This window comes from Kitasatospora viridis (assembly GCF_007829815.1).
In the GTDB taxonomy this organism is placed as follows: domain Bacteria; phylum Actinomycetota; class Actinomycetes; order Streptomycetales; family Streptomycetaceae; genus Kitasatospora; species Kitasatospora viridis.
In genome coordinates this window covers 336753-352094 of the sequence record NZ_VIWT01000005.1, presented here as the reverse complement: position 1 = coordinate 352094, position 15342 = coordinate 336753, and the positions used below count along the sequence as shown (strand labels likewise).

20 protein-coding genes and 1 riboswitch are annotated in these 15342 nt (G+C 71.6%); of the genes, 10 read left to right on the top strand and 10 right to left on the bottom strand.

The window, feature by feature from the left end; translation table 11 throughout:
- Positions 1–87: 87 nt before the first annotated feature.
- From FHX73_RS38080 to FHX73_RS38065, 4 genes are all read left to right on the top strand, one after another.
- On the top strand, positions 88–954 hold the full coding sequence (locus FHX73_RS38080) for an aldo/keto reductase (protein ID WP_145910618.1): 867 nt from the start codon (positions 88–90) through the stop codon (positions 952–954).
- Positions 955–1182: 228 nt separating this feature from the next.
- Positions 1183–1659, top strand: a complete 477-nt coding sequence (locus tag FHX73_RS38075) for a hypothetical protein (RefSeq protein ID WP_145910617.1) — start codon at positions 1183–1185, stop codon at positions 1657–1659.
- A 25-nt stretch (positions 1660–1684) separates the two neighbouring features.
- Positions 1685–3292 (top strand): glycosyltransferase, encoded by a 1608-nt coding sequence (locus FHX73_RS38070; RefSeq protein WP_145910616.1) that lies wholly within the window; start codon positions 1685–1687, stop codon positions 3290–3292.
- Positions 3289–3558 (top strand): hypothetical protein, encoded by a 270-nt coding sequence (locus FHX73_RS38065; RefSeq protein ID WP_145910615.1) that lies wholly within the window; start codon positions 3289–3291, stop codon positions 3556–3558. The genes FHX73_RS38070 and FHX73_RS38065 overlap by 4 nt, the downstream gene beginning before the upstream one ends.
- A gap of 23 nt (positions 3559–3581) precedes the next feature.
- Here FHX73_RS38065 and FHX73_RS38060 read toward each other — a convergent pair whose 3' ends face one another.
- From FHX73_RS38060 to FHX73_RS38050, 3 genes are all read right to left on the bottom strand, one after another.
- A complete protein-coding gene (locus FHX73_RS38060) occupies positions 3582–4118 on the bottom strand; it encodes a DUF2716 domain-containing protein (protein WP_145910614.1) in 537 nt (178 codons plus the stop codon).
- 168 nt (positions 4119–4286) lie between these two features.
- Positions 4287–4562, bottom strand: a complete 276-nt coding sequence (locus FHX73_RS38055; RefSeq protein ID WP_145910613.1) for a hypothetical protein — start codon at positions 4560–4562, stop codon at positions 4287–4289.
- A 32-nt stretch (positions 4563–4594) separates the two neighbouring features.
- Positions 4595–5029 (bottom strand): ATP-binding protein, encoded by a 435-nt coding sequence (locus FHX73_RS38050; RefSeq protein WP_170305264.1) that lies wholly within the window; start codon positions 5027–5029, stop codon positions 4595–4597.
- A 277-nt stretch (positions 5030–5306) separates the two neighbouring features.
- Here FHX73_RS38050 and FHX73_RS38045 point away from each other — a divergent pair, with 277 nt between their 5' ends.
- The 3 genes from FHX73_RS38045 to FHX73_RS38035 all read left to right on the top strand — a co-directional run bounded on the left by FHX73_RS38045 (position 5307) and on the right by FHX73_RS38035 (position 6680).
- Positions 5307–6170: a helix-turn-helix domain-containing protein gene (locus FHX73_RS38045; RefSeq protein WP_145910611.1), complete on the top strand. Its 864-nt coding sequence runs from the start codon at positions 5307–5309 to the stop codon at positions 6168–6170.
- 17 nt (positions 6171–6187) lie between these two features.
- Positions 6188–6397, top strand: coding sequence for a DUF397 domain-containing protein (locus FHX73_RS38040; RefSeq protein ID WP_145910610.1), 210 nt, complete (start codon positions 6188–6190; stop codon positions 6395–6397).
- A gap of 79 nt (positions 6398–6476) precedes the next feature.
- Entirely contained in the window at positions 6477–6680 is a 204-nt protein-coding gene (locus FHX73_RS38035; RefSeq protein WP_145910609.1) for a DUF397 domain-containing protein, read from the top strand.
- A gap of 53 nt (positions 6681–6733) precedes the next feature.
- Here FHX73_RS38035 and FHX73_RS45210 read toward each other — a convergent pair whose 3' ends face one another.
- Positions 6734–7051: a hypothetical protein gene (locus FHX73_RS45210; protein WP_170305263.1), complete on the bottom strand. Its 318-nt coding sequence runs from the start codon at positions 7049–7051 to the stop codon at positions 6734–6736.
- 316 nt (positions 7052–7367) lie between these two features.
- Between FHX73_RS45210 and FHX73_RS38025 the strand changes: the two genes are divergently transcribed.
- Positions 7368–7742 (top strand): hypothetical protein, encoded by a 375-nt coding sequence (locus FHX73_RS38025; protein ID WP_145910608.1) that lies wholly within the window; start codon positions 7368–7370, stop codon positions 7740–7742.
- 48 nt (positions 7743–7790) lie between these two features.
- A complete protein-coding gene (locus tag FHX73_RS38020) occupies positions 7791–8453 on the top strand; it encodes a hypothetical protein (RefSeq protein WP_145910607.1) in 663 nt (220 codons plus the stop codon).
- Between the two features lie 100 nt (positions 8454–8553).
- On the opposite strand, the gene FHX73_RS38015 is transcribed toward FHX73_RS38020, so the two are convergent.
- From FHX73_RS38015 to FHX73_RS45205, 6 genes are all read right to left on the bottom strand, one after another.
- Positions 8554–9060, bottom strand: coding sequence for a flavin reductase family protein (locus FHX73_RS38015; RefSeq protein WP_246214140.1), 507 nt, complete (start codon positions 9058–9060; stop codon positions 8554–8556).
- On the bottom strand, positions 9057–10190 hold the full coding sequence (locus tag FHX73_RS38010) for an LLM class flavin-dependent oxidoreductase (RefSeq protein WP_145910605.1): 1134 nt from the start codon (positions 10188–10190) through the stop codon (positions 9057–9059). Before FHX73_RS38010 ends, FHX73_RS38015 begins: the two co-directional genes overlap by 4 nt.
- A 15-nt stretch (positions 10191–10205) precedes the next feature.
- A complete protein-coding gene (locus FHX73_RS38005) occupies positions 10206–11276 on the bottom strand; it encodes an LLM class flavin-dependent oxidoreductase (RefSeq protein ID WP_145910604.1) in 1071 nt (356 codons plus the stop codon).
- Positions 11273–12649: an NtaA/DmoA family FMN-dependent monooxygenase gene (locus FHX73_RS38000; RefSeq protein ID WP_145910603.1), complete on the bottom strand. Its 1377-nt coding sequence runs from the start codon at positions 12647–12649 to the stop codon at positions 11273–11275. The genes FHX73_RS38005 and FHX73_RS38000 overlap by 4 nt, the downstream gene beginning before the upstream one ends.
- A complete protein-coding gene (locus FHX73_RS37995) occupies positions 12646–13917 on the bottom strand; it encodes an LLM class flavin-dependent oxidoreductase (protein ID WP_145910602.1) in 1272 nt (423 codons plus the stop codon). The genes FHX73_RS38000 and FHX73_RS37995 overlap by 4 nt, the downstream gene beginning before the upstream one ends.
- Before the next feature lie 163 nt (positions 13918–14080).
- Positions 14081–14218 carry a putative leader peptide gene (locus FHX73_RS45205; protein WP_170305262.1) on the bottom strand — a complete coding sequence of 46 codons (138 nt, stop codon included), beginning with the start codon at positions 14216–14218 and terminating at the stop codon, positions 14081–14083.
- Positions 14219–14248: 30 nt separating this feature from the next.
- A riboswitch (SAM riboswitch) is annotated at positions 14249–14362 on the bottom strand.
- Positions 14363–14591: 229 nt separating this feature from the next.
- On the opposite strand from FHX73_RS45205, the gene FHX73_RS37990 reads away from it, so the two are divergent.
- On the top strand, positions 14592–15341 hold the full coding sequence (locus FHX73_RS37990) for a GNAT family N-acetyltransferase (protein WP_145910601.1): 750 nt from the start codon (positions 14592–14594) through the stop codon (positions 15339–15341).
- The last annotated feature ends 1 nt before the right edge of the window (position 15342 follow it).

Sequence of the window (15342 nt, the reverse complement as noted above, 5' to 3'; positions counted from 1 at the left end):
CTGGTGGCCGGCCCGCGGCTGCGGCGGCGGACGGCCGTGATCCCCGTGCGTCCAGCGCGGTCAAGGCATGTGGGAAGAGGAACCTCTGTGAGTACTACTCCCGCCCCCGCGGCGGCCTCCGGCACCTTCCCGCTCGGTGGCGACCTGCCGGTGCACCGGCTCGGGTTCGGCGCCATGCGGATCACCGGGCCCGACGTGTGGGGCGAGCCGAAGGACCCCGAGGAGGCCGTGCGGGTGCTGCGCCGCACGGTCGAGCTCGGGGTGACGTTCATCGACACCGCGGACTCCTACGGGCCGGACGTGAGCGAGCAGTTGATCCGGCGGGCGCTGCACCCGTACGCGGCCGACCTGGTGATCGCCACCAAGGGCGGTTTCACCCGCTCCGGCCCCGACCGGTGGGAGCCGAACGGCCGGCCCGATTACCTGCGTCGGCAGGCCGAGTCGAGCCTGCGCAAGCTCGGCGTCGAGCGCATCGACCTCTACCAGTTGCACCGGATCGACCCGCAGGTGCCGGTCGAGGAGTCGCTGGGCGAGCTGGTGCGGCTCCAGGAGGAGGGGAAGATCCGGCACATCGGCCTCTCCCAGGTGTCGGTGGCCGAGATCGAGCGGGCCCGCGCGACCGCCGAGATCGTCTCTGTGCAGAACCTCTACAACCTCGCCGACCGCAGCTCCGAGGACGTCCTCGACCACTGCGAGCGCGAGGGCCTCGCCTTCATCCCGTGGTTCCCGATCGCCACGGGCACCCTGGCCGCCGCCGGCGGTCCGCTGGCCGGGATCAGCGCCGACCACGGCGCGACGCCCTCGCAGCTGGCGCTCGCCTGGCTGCTGCGGCGCTCGCCGGTGATGCTGCCGATCCCGGGGACGTCGTCGGTCGCGCACCTGGAGGAGAACGTCGCGGCCGCCTCGGTCGAGCTGTCGGACGAGGAGTTCGAGACCCTGGCGAAGGCGGTCTGACCGAACCGCGCGGCGTGCGGGACGGGTTGGGCGGGCAGCCCGCGAACCCGTCCCGCACGTGGGGCCGGTGGGCGAACGCGGCTCCGAGCGCAGTGGTCACCCATTGGGACGAAGAGGGCGACCGGAGTCCGCTATGTCCCGATTGCCGACTGCGACCCGGTGGGCCGTTCGGCTGAGATGACACCGAGCAAACCGACGGGGCGTCATCCAGCACGGAGGCCGGGCCACATGGGATTCGCGGGAAGCAAGTTCGCCAAGGTCGCGACCGTCGCGATCAGCACGGTGTCGCTCGGGGTGATCACCGCCTCCGCCGCCACGCCCGCGATGGCCAAGCCGCCCGTCTGCGGCGAGGTCGACTGCCCCAGCCTGGTGCCGACCCACCTGGGGGCCAGTCAGGCCACGCTGAACGTCACGCAGATGCAGCTGGAGAACCTCTCCGCGACCGCCACCGAGGCCATCACCGGCCGGCCGCTGGTCGGCGCGCTGATCGAGTTCTTCACCACCGACGGCCGCAAGCTGGGCTCCGCCTACACCGGCTACGACGGCAGCGCGGGCATCAGCGCCTCGGAGAACTTCGGCCCCGGCACCGTCCAGGAACTGCTGAGCGGCTACAACGCCGTGCTGGTCGGTGACGGCGTGCACGCCACGGCCTCGGCCCACGGGGCGATCACCATCGGCACCGACTGCGCGAGCAGCGCCCCCTGACGGCGACCGGGAGTCGGAGCGAGCGATGACGACGACGGATCCGGTCGGCACGGCAGGCACGGCTGACGAGGTCGACGAGGTCGGTACGGTCGACGAGGTCGGGCTGGCGGCGCTGCGCGAGCTGGTGGCCGCGCCCGGCGACCGCTTCCGGCAGCGCCCGGCCCCGGGAGCGGCCCAGGAACACCGCACCCTCACCGTGGGCATGGCGACCTACGACGACTACGACGGCGTGTACTTCACCGTGATGAGCCTGCTGCTCTACCACGCCGAGGTCATCGACCGGATCAACATCCTGGTCGTCGACAACCACCCCACCGGCCCGCGCTCCTGGGCCCTGAAGCAGCTGGAGCAGCAGGTCCCCCAGCTGCGCTACGTGCCCTACGACCGCCGGGTGGGCACCGCCGCCCGCGACCGGATCTTCCGCGAGGCCGCCTCCGACTGGGTGCTGTGCGTCGACTCGCACGTCCAACTGCCGCCCGGCGCCCTGGCCGCACTGCTGGACCACATCGACGCGCACCCCGACAGCGACGACCTCCTCCAGGGCCCGCTGGTCTCCCCGGACGGGCGCAAGGTGTCCACCCACTGGGAGCCCCGCTGGCGGCAGTGCATGTACGGGGTCTGGGGCACCGACCCGCGCGGCACCGACCCCGCAGCGCCGCCCTTCGAGATCGGCATGCAGGGCCTGGGCGTGTTCGCCTGCCGGACCGCCGCCTGGCCCGGCCTCAACCCCGCCTTCGCCGGCCACGGCGGCGAGGAGGGCCACCTCCAGGAGAAGTTCCGCCGCGCCGGCGGCCGCACCCTCTGCCTGCCCGCCCTGCGCTGGACCCACCGCTTCGACGTACCCGGCGCCACCACCCGCACCCAGGACTGGTACCAGCGCCTGCGCAACTACCTGATCGGGTTCGACGAACTCGACCAGAGCGCGGACGAGGCCCTCGAACACTTCGCCTCCCTGGTGGGCGGCGCCCTCGTCCGACAGGGCCTGGCCGACTACCGGGCTGAGCGGAACAACCCGTTCACCGCCTTCGGGGGCATCACCTGCATCAACCTCGACGCGCGCCCGGACCGCTGGCAGGCCATGGAGGGCCGGCTGGCCGCCCTGGGCATCCGCCCCGAACAGGTCCACCGCCAACCCGCCTTCGCCACAGCCGCCAACCACCACATCGGCTGCGCGCTCTCGCACCGCGAGGCCATCCGGCAGGCCCGGATCGACGGCCTGGAGAGCGTGCTGGTGCTGGAGGACGACGCCGTCTTCCTCCCCGGCGCCGTTTGGGTGCTGCGCCGCGCGCTGGCCGAACTCGAAGGGAGGGAGTGGTCGTTGCTCTACCTCGGCGGCGCCGACTGGGGCAAGACCTTCCCGCGCCCCGAGGGCTGCCACCACCTGGAGACCGTCACCGGCGTGACCACCACCCACGCCATCGCCTACCACCGGAGCGCCTTCACTCGTCTGCTCGACGAACTGCCCGACACCGTCGAGGAGATGACGACCTGGATCCAGCGCAACACCGCCATCGACCAGTACCTCGCCCGCTGGACCCGACCCGACTGCTACCGCACCGTCCCGGTCATCGCCGCCCAGGCCAACCAGATCGAGCTGGTCGCCCCCGACCTGCGCGACCAGTTCACCCCATGACCCCGACCGCCCGCCGCGACCAGGTGCGCGTACTGGAGCTGCCGGACGGCCGACTGGCCGTCTACGACGAACGCGCCGAGCAGGGCCACGTGTTGAGCCCACTGTGCGCTGTCGTCTACCGCCTGGCCGACGGCACGCTGCCGCTGGCTGGGCTCACTGCTGCGGCGGCCCGGGTCAGGCCGGAGGCCGACACGGCGTCAGTGGAGCTCGCCCTCGCGGCGCTCGACGCGGCCGGGTTGGTCGAGGCGCCGCCCGACGGCGCGTAGGGCGGCACGGGAAAGGGCCCGCCTCAATCGGCAGCCACACCGTCACGGCGCAGGACGCGCTTCAGGACCTGCTGGACGTCGTCCTGGACCGCCGCCAGCAACTCGGCACCGAACACGCAGAGCGAGTGCTCCCACGGGTGCCCGAAGGTCCCGAACCGAAGGTCCTCCGCAAGATGGACGGTGTAATCACCATCCGGGTACGGCCCGAACGGCCACCCCGCCCGCGAGCGCCCCTCGACCACGGCAGGCAGGAACACGTCCCCCACCGGCAGATCCGGACGGACCCGGTAACAGGTGTGCTGCCAGTCCAGCACCCACAGCCCCTCCCCCGGCTCACTGCAACCGGCGAGCCCGTCCTGCACGACGTCGACCAGGCGATCGAGCTTCCGGTACCCGGGATCGTCATCAAGCGCGTCAAGACTCCAAGTGATCGACGGCGCCGACTCTTTGATCCCCGGGAAGACGGACATGCTGGGCCGGAAGCCGAACTCCGCATCGAAGCGGTTCCAGATGTCGGCATACTCGGTCCCGGTGAGACGGCGAACGGGTTCGTTGGTCATCGGATGAACCTATCCTCGCGGAGCCCAGTGCTGCTGACTCACAGTCGAGAACAGCACACCCGCCAAGCGCCAGGATGAGGACGGCACGCCGACCACCGCGGTCACCGAGCCCAGGCGGCCGAATGACCGCCGGGGCCGCGTTCCGCGCCGTCGCCACGAAGGTCGGGTCTACGGTTCCACGGACGGCGCACACCACACGCGCAGCAAGTGCTGCTGGGAGGAACCGGGGAGGACGAAGGAGAGTGCGAGGTCGCCGTCCCGCGCCAAGGCGCGTGCGACGTGGTCGGCAGCGTTCTCGCGGGTGAGGTAGTAGCCGAACCAGTCATGCTGGAGGTCACCGAGCGGCAGGACCTGCATCGCCCGCCAGAGGGCGGCGAGGGCCTCGGGCAGGCAGGGGAAGGCCGCCGGGAAGGTGACCCCGGTCAATTCAACGACGACCGGCACGGGTTCTGGTTCGGCGGCAGGCGGCATGGCAGTCACTGCGCAGGCTCCGCACCGCCGGGCGTCGGGCCGACAACGGCCCAGACCCTCTTGCCGACGCCCTCACGGGGGCTGCAACCCCACTCGCGAGCGAGCTGATCGACGATCAGCAGGCCACGGCCCGCCTCCTGACCGATCGTCATCGGGCGGACCAGGGGCTCGGTGCTACTGGCGTCCTCGACGGCGATGTAGAGCCGCTCGTGGTCGACCTCGAAGCCGGCCCAGATCCGCTGACCGGGGACGGTGCCGTGCTGCCAGGCATTGGTGACGAGCTCACTGACGAGCAACTCGCCGACGTCAACGAACCGGAGGCCGCCGGCCACGCCCGCGAGCAGGTCGCGCAGCCTCCGGCGCGCGAGGGCGGGCGCACGCTTGCTGCGGGGGAGCCAGCAGGTGGCGGTGAGTGGCAGGACGAGGAGGTCGTTGGGCATTTCGGGCATGGTGCAGCTCCCGACTGAGTGCGGCTGGATGAAGTGAGCGCCGTGAGCACCGGGAAGTCACAAGCGGCCGAGGCCAGGCAGGGCAAGGCCAGTTGACGAACCAACATGCTCACTTGAAGTGACACGTGTTCAACAGTTGGTAGCCTGCTCCCACTCGCACCTAAAGTGCAACCCGCACTTCAGAAGTGTCCCCGAAAGGCTGACGGAAGTTGGATCTCCTCTGTTGGGAGGGAGGAGACTGATCCCCGATCGTCAGGGAGGTGCGGACATGCCCGCAGACCAGAGTCCAACCGTGCGCCGCCGCCGTCTCGGGGCGGAGCTACGTCGCCTTCGAGAGGAGGCGGGCTTGACCGCAGAGCAGGTGGGTGTCGAACTGTCCTGCCACGCCTCCAAGATCGGCCGGATCGAGAACGGCCGCAGCGGCGTCCGAGCACTCGACCTGCGAGAGATGCTCAGCCTCTACCGGGTGACGGACGCCAAGACCCGTGACCAGCTGACCGGACTCGCCAAGGAGAGTCGGAAGCGCGGCTGGTGGCACGTCTACAACGATGTGTTGTCCCCGACCACGGCCGAGTTCCTCAGTCTGGAAGCATCGGCGAGCCAGATCCGGAGTTACGAGCCGATCCTGGTCCCCGGTCTACTCCAAACCGAAGACTATGTGCGAGGCCTCATGAAGGGCGGACGCGCCGGATCGTCAGCTGAGGAGGTCGAAAAGCGAGTTCGCCTCCGGATGGAGCGCCAGGCACGCTTCTTGGCAGCAGATCCACAACAGCTCTGGGCCGTCATCGGCGAAGGCGCGCTCCGCAAGAGGATCGGCGGCGCGGAAGTGATGCGAGGTCAGGTACAGCGCCTGCTGCTTGCCTGCGACCAGCCCAGCGTGACGCTCCAGGTGCTCCCGTTCGAGGTGGGCGCGCATCCAGGGGTCGAAGGAGCCTTCACCGCTCTGTCCTTTCCAGAGCAGGACGAACAGGACGTGATCCTCATCGAGGCGATGACGAGTACCCTCTACTTGGAGACCGAACAGCAGGTCAGCCGCTACAAGTTCGCGTTCAACCACATCCGCGCGGCTGCCCTCGCCCCGGCGCAGTCCCAGGAGTTCCTGGAACGAATGCTGCACGAACACTCGACGTGATGAGATTGAGGTACGCGATGACCGCCCCTGACTTGCCCCATGGCCGCTGGTTCAAGAGCAGCTTCAGCGGGACCGAAACCAACTGTGTCGAGGTCGCGGACGGCTTCGCCGGCATCATCCCCGTGCGGGACAGCAAGGACCCGAGCGGCGGGGCGCTCGTCTTTCCTGCCAAGTCGTGGGCGACCTTCGTCGCAGGGCTCAAGGCGGGCGAGTTCGGGGCTTCCTGACGCAGGTGCACGCGGTGAGGGCGGCGAAGCTTGCGGGCAGCGTGGTCGGTTCGATGGGTGATTCGATCAAGGAGTATCGGTGAGCAATCGCGCGGTCTTCGACTTCCGCAAGAGCAGCTACAGCGGCTCGCAGGGCGAGTGCGTGGAGGTGGCGCTGAATGTGCCCGCGCGGACGGCGGTTCGTGACTCCAAGGACTCGGCGGGACCCTTGCTGGTCTTCCGCTCTGACGCGTGGTCGGCCTTCGTCGCCGACGTCAAGGCCGGTGATCTGCCCGCCCGCTGATCGGCGTGCGGATGTGTGCTGCCCCGGCCGGGGCAGCACACGTGGCTCCGCCGCTATGCCGACGGGGCGGCGCAGTGGATCTGGACCTTGGCGTTCCAGCGGACCGGCTGGCCGACTGCCACGGTGGGCCAGAGCTGCTGGCTGGTCGTGGTGCACTCGGTGGACGGGAAGCCCTGGGTGTTGGCGTAGTTGTAGACGGCGTTGGTGGCGTTGTTGAGGGCGGCGGTCTGGGAGTAGAAGGCCCAGCCGGTGGCGTAGTAGTCCCCGGTGGTGCCGGGGGCGGCCTGGGCGGAGGCGGCGGGGGCGAGTCCGACGAGGAGTAGTGCGCCGGCGGCGAGTGAGGTGCCGAGGACGCGGTTGAGCGTCAGCATGGGGGGTCCCTTCCGGAGTGCGGACTGTGCGGCAGGTACCTTGGCAGCCCGGCCGCCGGGCCGTCATCGTCGATCACCGTCCGAGCGGCTCTTTGGCGTGATCCGACTCCGCTTTGGCGCAAGCCCGTTGGATCACAGCGGGTCTCCCCCGCCGAAGCTCCGACTACTTCTTCGACCGTAGCTTTACGCGAGTTTACAAACGGCAACCTTGAGTCCGGTCCGGCCTGCCAGGCACAGTCAACTCGCGCTCGTCAGCGCCAACTACCCACTGGTGTACGGAACTTGCGTCCGTACCCGGACCAAAAGAGGGAGTCCGATGACCAGGTCCGCCGCACGCCTCGCCGCTCCGCTGCTCCTCGCACTGGCCGCCTTCGGCGTCGCCACCCCGGCGCACGCCGACACCACGCTCACCGCCGGCTTCGGGACCGGAGCCTGCACGGACGACGGCTTGATGCCGGGCAAGGTGAACGTCGACGAGTTCGACTGCAGCGCCTGGGCCAGCGGGGGCACCGGCAGCTACACCTACGCCTTCAGCGGCGTGGTCAACGCCACCTTCCGTGGCTACATGAGCCCTGACGACGGTTGGGGCATCTGCAACCTGGGTCAGCACACGACCGTCGAGGTCACCGTGACGGACTCCGCAGGCGACACCGCGACTGCCCAGACCAGCTTCCTCTGCGGCGAGCTCTAGAGATCCCGTCAACCGGGGCTGACGGTCTTTCGGGTCGGGTGCTGTTCAATGCTCGCCATGAACGTTCACGATTTGGTGCCCAGGTTGGCCGAGCCGGACGTCCTGCGGGCCCGCTGCCGGGCGCTGGCGCTGCTCGACTTCATGCTCGCCGAAATCTCTCCGAGATATGACTACCAGTCGAACTGGCGCCCAGGGGTGGACCTGGCCACGATGGACGACGGCTCCGGCGATCTGTACGGGATCGTCTTCGATCCGGCCGGGGTCCTCCTCTACGGCTTCGCCTACGAGAGCGATGCCGCGCGGGAGCGGCCCCGGGCCCATTGGCCCGGGTTGCTGGACGAACTTCCGGCAGGGTTGGCGCACTACCCGGCAGACCCGGAGCTGCAGTCCGACGGGTTCTTCGAGGCGACGGTGTGCGCATGGCGCGAGGCCGGCGCCTCCGCGTGGCAGTGCGGGCCGGTGGTGTTCGCCGACGGCGAGTCCGACGGAGCGGGTTGGCTGTTCGGGGTGCTCGCGGACGGCAGTACGGAGGCCGTCAGCAGGAATGCCGAGGGCTTCCACGAACGACCCGTCAATCGCGATGCCGTAGCCGCGATCCTGGCGGGCAGCCCGCTGACGCGCTGGACGGTCGCGGCGCTTGAGCCTGCGCTGGACTTGGCGGCGAGTGCTGCTTACGCCCGCGAGATCGGGCACTCGGTGGCGGACATCTGACCGCTGCCTGCACGGAGCAATACGGTGGCCTGGCCGGCGTTGCCGACCGGGCCACCGTCTCCAGGCCGCCGTGCCACTCGGCGTGGCCGGCCGTCTCAGCTCACTGGCCTGCGAGCCGGTGGAAGCGGCTCGCCTGGAAGACCAGGGGCGGGACCGCGTGGTCGGCGGCGAGGTCGTGGATCCGCAGCAGCACGATGTCGTGGTCGCCCGCCGGGACGATCCGGTCGACGGCGCACTCGAACCAGGCGCTGGCGCCGTCGATCAGCACCGCACCGTCGGCGGTGCCGCGCCAGGACAGGCCGGCGAAGCGGTCGCCGTCGCGGGCGGCCAACTGGCGGCAGGCGCGGTCCTGGTGGGCGGCGAGGACGCTGATGCCCAGGCGGGCGCGGTCGCGCAGCAGGGGCCAGGTGGTGGAGGTGTGGGCGACGTTGATCGAGGCCAGGGGCGGGTCGAGGGAGACGGAGGTGAACGAGCTGGCGGCCAGGCCGATCGGTGTGCCGTCGTCGGCCAGGGCGGCGACGGCGGTGACGCCGGTCGGGAACGTGCCGAAGGCGTGCCGGAGTTCGGCGGGGCCGAGGGTCGGCCGGGCCTCCTGGATCGCGGTCATCGCCGGCCCCATTCCTCGGCCAGGAGCTGGTAGGAGCGCACGCGGTCCTGGTGGCGGTGGGTGATGGTGGTGATGATCAGCTCGTCCGCGCCGGTGGCGTCGCGCAGCGTCTCCAGCTGGTCGGCGACCTGGCGGGGCGTGCCGACGAACTGGGTGTCGACCCGGTCGGCGACCAACGCCCGGTCGGCTTCGGTCCATTGGTGCGCGCGGGCCTCGTCGGGGGTGGGAAACGGGATCGCGCCGTCGCCGCTGCGGATGCTGCGCACCCACGGGGCGTAGCCGGTGGCGAGTTCCCGGGCGGTGGCCTCGTCCTCGGCGACCACGACGTCGGCGGAGACGCTGACGTGGGGGCGGTCGAGTTCGGCGGAGGGCTGGAAGGCGGCCCGGTAGCCCTCGGCGGCCTCCAGCACGGTGGCGGGGCTGACGTGGTAGTTGGCGGCGAACCGCAGGCCGTGCTCGCCGGCCACTTCGGCGCTGATGCCGCCGCTGCTGCCGAGGATCCACACCTGGAGTGCGGCGCCCTCGCCGGGCACGACGTGCGCCTCGGTGCCGTCGGCGGTGGTGTAGGTGCCGGCGAGCAGGGCCAGGATGTCGGCGATCTGCTCGTCGTAGGGCTGGGATTCGGCGCCGGGCAGCTGGAGCAGCTTGTGGTGCAGGGCGAAGCGCGGGTGCCGCAGCAGCTGCTCGTAGGAGAACCGGGCGGGGATCCGCAGGCCGCCGGGAGTGCGGCCGTCGACCACGGGCGTCGCGCCGACCAGGGCGGGTTGCCGGGCGCTGCCCGGCGCGGAGCGGCCGCCGGAGCGGCCGAGGCCGAGGTCGAACCGGCCGGGGTGCAGCGCGTCCAGCAGCCCGAACTCCTCGACGGTGGCGAGCGCGGTGCGGTGGCCCAGTTGGACGGCGCCGGCGCCGAGCCGGATGGTGGAGGTCGCGGCGGCGGTGAGCGCGAGGACGACGGCGGGCGAGGTGCCGGCGACGCCGGGGTTGAGGTGGTGCTCGGCGAACCAGTAGCGCGCGTAGCCGAGTTGTTCGGCCTGCCGGGCCAGGTCGATGCTGTTGCGCAGGGCCTGGGTCGCGTCGGAGCCGGAGGATATCGGGACGAGGTCGAGGACGGTGAGCGGGGTGTCGGCCATGGGGTGGTTCCTTCGTCAGTGCGCGGTGGGGGTGGCGGCCGGGCCCCACGTCCACGGCGGGTCGGGGATCTCCCGGCGCAGTGTGGGGGCGATGTCGGACTGGAACAGCTCCAGGCTGTCCCGGTGCTGGGTGTCGGTGAGGCCGGAGGCTTCGGCGTGCAGGTGCAGGACGCTGTGGCCGAGTTGCTCGTGGTAGCGGTGCACCTTCTCGATCACCTGTTGCGGGCTGCCGATCAGGGCGGAGCTGCGCTCGACGAAGTCCTCCAGGGTCTGGAAGACCGGGTCCAGGCCGAGTCGCTTCTGCAGGGCCAACTGCCCTTCGAAGACCGGCCGGTAGTCGGCGAGTGCCTGCTGCGAGGTGGGCGCCGCGTAGTAGCCGGCGGTGCCCGCGCCGACCGTGGCCAGGGCCGGGTCGTGGCCGTGGTGGGCCCAGCGCTCGCGGTAGTGGCGCACGAGTTCGGCGTAGGGCTCGATCGGGTTGGTGACGTTGGCGGAGAACAGCGGGTCGCCGTAGCGGGCGGCGAGCTCCACCGACTCGCGGCTGGTCGCGCTGCCGTGCCAGACCCGGACGGGCTGCTGGAACGGCCGGGGCCACACCTCGGCCTCGGTCAACTCCGGTCGGTAGTGCGGGGCGTAGGTCACCTTGTCCTGCCGCCAGATCCGCCGGAACAGCTCGTAGGACTCGGCGTTGCGGTCCCACTGCTCCTCGGGGCTGACCTGGAAGAGCTCGCGCTGGGCGGCGCCGTTGCCCTTGCCGATGATCAGTTCCAGTCGACCCTGGGAGAGGTGGTCGAGGGTGGCGTAGTCCTCGTAGGCGCGGACGGGGTCGAGCAGGCTGAGCGTGGTCACCGCCGTGAAGAGCCGGATCCGGCGGGTCAGGGCGGCGAGGTGGCTGAGCACCACGGGCGGCGAGGAGGAGATGAACGGGCGCTCGTGGCGCTCGCCGACGCCGAAGCCGTCGAAGCCGAGCTCCTCGGCGAGCAGCGCGCTGTCGATGACCTCCCGGAACCGCTTCTGGGTGGACCCCAGTTCACCGGTGACCGGGTCCGGCGCGTGCACGATCAGGGTGATGGCGAGGAACTTCACGAGTGCACCTCCACCGTGCCGCGGGCCGGGCGGCGGGCGCCGAGCCCGAGGTGGTCGCGCAGGGTCTCCCCCGCGTACTCGGTGCGGAACACCCCGCGTTCCTGGAGCAGCGGGACGACGGTGTCGGCGAACTCGTCGAGGCCGCCCGGGGTCAGGTGCGGCACCAGGATGAAGCCGTCGCTCGCGTCGGTCTGGACGAACTCGTTGAGCTGCTCGGCGATCCGGGCCGGGGTGCCGATGAAGGTCTGACGGCCCGTCACCTCGATGATGAGCTCGCGGGTGGAGAGCTTCTTCGCCTCGGCGATGGCCCGCCACTCGGCGGCGACCTCCAGCGGGTCGCGGTGGTGGCGGACCGAGGCCCGGCCCTGGGCGACGGTGTGCTCGCCGACCAGCGGGTCGATCGCGGGCAGCGGTCCGTCGGGGTCGTGGTCGCTCAGGTCGCGGTTCCACAGCTGTTCCAGCAGCCGGATCGCGGTCTGGCCGCTGACCTGCTGACGGCGGATCAGGTCGGCCCGCTCCTGCGCGTCGGCGTCGGTGTCGCCGAGCACGAAGGTGACGCCGGGCAGGATCTTCAGCTCGTCGTGGGAGCGGCCGTAGCGGGCCAGCCGGCCCTTGACGTCGGCGTAGAAGGCCCGGCCGGCCTCCAGGGTGCCGTGCCGGCTGAAGATCGCGTCGGCCGCCGAGGCGGCGAACTCGCGGCCGGCCTCGGAGTCGCCGGCCTGGAAGATCACCGGTCCGCCCTGCGGGCTGCGCGGCACGTCGAAGCGGCCGGTGATGTCGAACTGGCTGACGTGGTGGTCGAACCGGCCCGGGTGCGGCTCGCGCAGGAAGACCCCGCTCTCCTTGTCCGCCACGATCTCGTCGCCGCGCCAGGAGTCGAACAGCTCCCAGGTGGCGGTGAGGAACTGCCGGGCGCGGTCGTAGCGGTCCGGCTGCGCGAGGAAGCCGCCGCGGCGGAAGTTCTCGCCGGTGAAGGCGTCCCAGGAGGTGACCACGTTCCAGGCGGCGCGGCCGGCCGAGAGGTGGTCCAGTGAGGCGAACTGCCGTGCCACCTCGTAGGGTTCGTTGAAGGTGGAGTTGATGGTGCCGGCCAGGCCGAGCCGGTCGGTGACGGCGGCGAGGGCGGCCAGCACGGTGAAGGTGTCGGGCCGGCCGACCACGTCCAGGTCGTAGATCTCACCGTTCTGCTCGCGCAGCCGCAGGCCCTCGGCCAGGAACAGGAAGTCGAACTTGGCGCGCTCGGCGGTGCGGGCGAGGTGGACGAAGGAGCTGAAGTCGATCTGGCTGCCGGCCGCCGGGTCGCTCCACACCGTGGTGTTGTTGACGCCGGGGAAGTGCGCGGCGAGGTGGATCTGCTTGACGGGCTTGCTCATCGCGCGGTGGCTCCTTCGGCTCCGACGAGGTCGGCGGCAGCGGCAGCACCGGCTGCTCCAGCAGCAACGCCGGCGTAACGGTTGGCGGGGCGGGGCAGACCGAGCAGCCCGCGCAGGGTGCCGGCCTCGTAGGCGGTGCGGAAGGCCCCGCGGCGCTGGAGCTCGGGCACCAGGCCTCGGGTGATCCCGGTCAGGTCGTGCGGCAGGGCGCCGGGGCGCAGGCGGAAGCCGGTGAGCCCGGCTTGCTGCCATTCCTGGAGCAGGTCGGCGAGTTGGGCGGGCGTGCCGGTGAAGACCCGGGCGTCGCTGGTGTACCCGGTGCCCGCCAGCCGGTCCAGCCGCAGCTTGCGGTCGGCGGCGGCGCCGGGCTGCTCGTCGAGGAAGACCACCAGGTCGCCGAAGACGTGCAGGGGCTGCTCGGCGCGGCCGGCGGCGGCCTGGGCGGCGCGGATCTCGGCGACGATCGCCCGGGCGTCCGCGGCGTCCTGCGGGGTGGTGAAGCCGAGGTCGGCCGAGCGGCCGACCAGCCGGAACGGCTCGCCGCGGTGCGCCAGGGCGGCGACCACCGGCTGGCCCTGCGGCGGACGCGGGGTGATGGACGGGCCGCGCACGCTGAACCGGCGGCCCTCGAAGTCGATGTAGTGCAGCTTCGCGCGGTCGACGAAGCGGCCGGTGGCCACGTCGCGGATCTCCGCGTCGTCCTCCCAGCTGTCCCAGAGCCGGCGCAGCACCTCGGTGTAATCCTCGGCCTCGCCGAAGAGGTCGCGCAGCAGCTCCTGCCCGACCGGCGTGTCCAGGTCCTCGATCCGCAGCTCGGGCACGGTGCGGCGGCCGAAGTGGGCGGCCTCGTCGACCCGGCCGGACACCTTGAGCCGGATGCCGGCCCGGCCGCCGCTGACGTGGTCGAGCGTGGCGATCGCCTTGGAGAGGTGGAACGGCTCGGTGTGGGTCGCCACCGCGGTCGGGACCAGGCCGATGTGGCTGGTCAGCGGCGCGATCCGGGCGGCGATCAGCACCGCGTCCAGCCGGCCGCGCACCTGGTCGGTGCGCCCGTCGGGGCGGAAGGGGTGGGTGGACTGGAGGCTGAGCGAGTCCTCGATGGTCACCAGGTCCAGCAGGCCGTGCTCGGCCTCCGCGACCAGGTCGGCCCAGTAGCGCGCGGTGAACAGGGCCTCGGGCCGGGCGTCGGGCTCGCGCCAGGCGGCCGGGTGCCAGCCGGCGCCGTCGAGGGCGACGGCCAGGTGCAGGGGTTCTGGGGTTTCGGGCATGGGGAACCGCTTCCGGGTCGAAGAGGTGGTCGTTGACGGGGCGGGACGCGGCACGCCCGACACGGCTGCCGGCCGGGGCCGGTGCGGTCAGGACGGAGGAGGTGCGGTGACCCGGGTCAGACGGCGGAGCGCGGCACTGCGGTGGGCCGCACGGCGCGAGGCGCTAGGAGGCGGGACAGAGTGCGGTGGTCACGCGCTGCAGGTCTATGTGGAGCCGCGCGTACGACGTGGTGACCCGGCAGCGGGCCTTGACGGTGACCGGGGCGGTCCGCAGCGCGAGGGCCTGTCGCACTCCCGTCATCTCCGTCCCCCTTCGGGTCGCACCGTTTCGAACTCGCGCTTGCGGTGCCGCCGTTCGGCACCGCCCGGTCCTCACCTGGGGCACCCCGCCGCGTGGGAGGGTTGCCGGTCAGCAAGCCAGGGCTTGACGCTGACACTCATGACCTTGATGCACCGTAACCCGACAGTGTCGTCCGGCACAATCCCCGCCGGATGACGGACGATCATCGTGGCGCCACGCCGGTCCCGTGCGTCACTGCTCGTCAACCGACGCACTCCGGACCGGGGTTGACACGGCGTGAGGGTCGTGGATCTCATGCTCCGGGCGGTCGTTGACATCCGCCGCGCAGGGCTCCTAGCTTTGCTCGAACGTCCCGATGGGAGACCTCCCGACCATGTCCACCAGCGTCCACCCGCCGCAGCCGTCGCAGCCTCAGCCGACCGCCGGCGGGATCGCGCCCCACCCGCTCGACAACCCCGCCTGGGCCGCGCTCACCGGCCCGCACCTCCGGTTCGCCGAGCGGGTCGGCCTGGCCGCCCGCTACCGCGCCGACGTCTCGCCGATCACCGCGCTCGCCGACCCGGCCGATCCGCGCGCCTGGGCGGACCTCGCGGCCCTGGTCGGGCCGGGCAACCTGACCTCCGTCGGCGGGGAGATCACCCCGCCGTCCGCCGACTGGCGGATCGAGGAGTCGGGCCGGCTCGTGCAGCTGGTCGACACCGCGCTGCGGGCCGAGCCCGACCCGGAGGCGGTCCGGCTCGGGGCGGCGGACGTGCCCGAGATGCTCGACCTGGTCGCCCGCACCCGGCCGGGGCCGTTCCTGCCGCGCACCGTCGAGCTGGGCGGCTACCTCGGCATCCGGCAGGACGGCCGACTGATCGCCATGGCCGGCGAGCGGGTGCGCCCGCCCGGCTGGACCGAGATCAGCGCCGTCTGCACGGATCCGGAGCACCGCGGCCGGGGCCTGGCCACCCGGCTGGTCCGCGCCGTCGCCGCCGGGATCAGGGAACGCGGCGACACGCCGTTCCTGCACACGGCCGGCACGAACACCGGGGCGATCCGGCTGTACGAGTCGATCGGCTTCACGCTGCGGCAGACCAGCTCGTTCCACCTGCTGCGCACGCCCGGCGCACCGCCCGCGTAGT